Raw genomic sequence first — 1,650 nt, 5'->3', positions numbered from 1 at the left:
AGGGTGGCGATGTACAGGTCAGGTGTGACCACTTTTCCGGTTTGCCCGATTTGCATGGAGTAATCACAATAACCGGCGTCACAGGCACCCCTGGATGCGCCAACCGCTGCGCCCAGCACCTCTGCCAGCTCATAGAGCGGCTTGAATCCTTCCGCACTTTTCACGCCGCGGCCGCCTGCCACGATAATTTTGGCTTCGGTCAGGTCAACCCCGGTGGAGGCTTTCTTCACCACTTCCTTGACCAAGGTGCGCAAGGAATCGTCGCTCAGCTCGACAGCCAGGTCCACCCTCTCGGCAGAACGGCTGGTGTCCGGTTCGTCGAAACCGATGTTGTTGGGCCGGACCGTGACAAACAAGGTTCCGCTCTTGAATTTCCGCTTGGCAAATGCCTTGCCGGAATAGATCGGGCGCGTGGTAATCACTTCGTCGCCATTGACCTCAATGTCCGTGCAGTCGCTAATCAGGCCCAAATCAAGCTTTGCGGCCACGCGGGGAGCCAGGTCTTTCCCCAGAGCGGTATGCCCCAGCACGATCGCATCCGGCCCCACATGCTCAATCACTTTAATGAAGGCCTGCAGGTAGCCGTCGGTGGTGTACTGGTTGAGCTTTTCGTTGTTGACGACAACCACTTGATCCGCTCCGTAATGCGCCAGCTGATCGACATAACCGTCTGCCGCAGAGCCGAACGCCGCCGCCACCACGCTGCCGCCATTGCTGATGCGACGCGCCGCGTTCAACGCTTCAAAAGTCACATTCCGCAAGTTTCCGTCTTTTGCTTCTGCCAATACCAACACTTTCTTCGCCACGAATGTTTCCTCCCTTTCCCCGTTGATTCACACGCAGATTCAAAACAATCGCGTCCTGGCCGTTAAATCACCTTGGCTTCGTTACGCAGCAGCGAAACCAGTTCCTTCGCCTGCTGGTCCACATCGCCTTCCAGAATCTTGCCAGCCTGCTTCTTTGGCGGCAGGAAGACCTCCACCGTCTCGGTCTTGGCCTGAACCTCTTCCGGATTGATGCCCAAATCGGCAGCAGTCAAGCGCTCCAGCGGCTTTTTCTTTGCCTTCATGATGCCCGGCAACGACGGATAACGCGGCTCGTTGAGGCCTTGCTGCGCCGTAACCAACACCGGCAGTTTGGTTTCGATAATCTCCACGTCACCTTCCACGTCACGCTCGACCGTCACCTTGTCGCTGTCAATTTCCAGCTTGGTAATGGTCGTAATTTGAGGGATGTCCAACAGTTCCGCAAGCCGCGGCCCGCCTTGTCCAGCACCGTCGTCCACGGCCACGTTTCCGCAGAGGACGATATCGAAAGGCTGTCTTTTCACGGCAGCGGCAAGCACCTTGGCGGTCGTGTATTCATCCCCGAACAACGATTCATCATTGATCAGAACCGCTTTGTCGGCTCCCATCGCCAGCGCCGTCCGCAGCGCGTTTTCAGCACGGTCCGGCCCGATGGTGATGACCGTCACCTCGCCGCCGAACTTTTCCTTTAACTTGATTGCCTCTTCCACGGCATACTCATCGTACGGGTTGATGATGAATTCAACGCCGTCTTCATTGATCTGGCCATCCTTGATGGTGATCTTCTCTTCCGTGTCGAATGTCTGCTTGAGACAAACCACAATATTCATACAAAATCTCCTCT

The 1,650-nt window shown here is 56.2% G+C and carries 2 protein-coding genes; both read right to left on the bottom strand.

Annotated features, from left to right (window positions below; all coding sequences use genetic code 11):
• A partial coding sequence (locus BAA01_04460) for an electron transfer flavoprotein subunit alpha (GenBank protein OUM89291.1) occupies nucleotides 1-806 on the bottom strand: 806 nt, incomplete at its 3' end.
• Nucleotides 807-868: 62 nt separating this feature from the next.
• The gene (locus tag BAA01_04455) at nucleotides 869-1,636 is read right to left on the bottom strand and encodes an electron transfer flavoprotein subunit beta (protein OUM89290.1); all 768 of its coding nucleotides are present in this window, start codon (nucleotides 1,634-1,636) and stop codon (nucleotides 869-871) included.
• Nucleotides 1,637-1,650 lie beyond the last annotated feature (14 nt).

The sequence above is a fragment of the Bacillus thermozeamaize genome, from assembly GCA_002159075.1.
Classification (GTDB): domain Bacteria; phylum Bacillota; class Bacilli; order ZCTH02-B2; family ZCTH02-B2; genus Bacillus_BB; species Bacillus_BB thermozeamaize.
This window is presented reverse-complemented; position numbering and strand designations above follow the sequence as displayed.

Bases quoted from the DNA above. Each gene is read 5' to 3' on its own strand.
- BAA01_04455 (OUM89290.1), bottom strand. From the start codon at position 1,636: ATGAATATTGTGGTTTGTCTCAAGCAGACATTCGACACGGAAGAGAAG.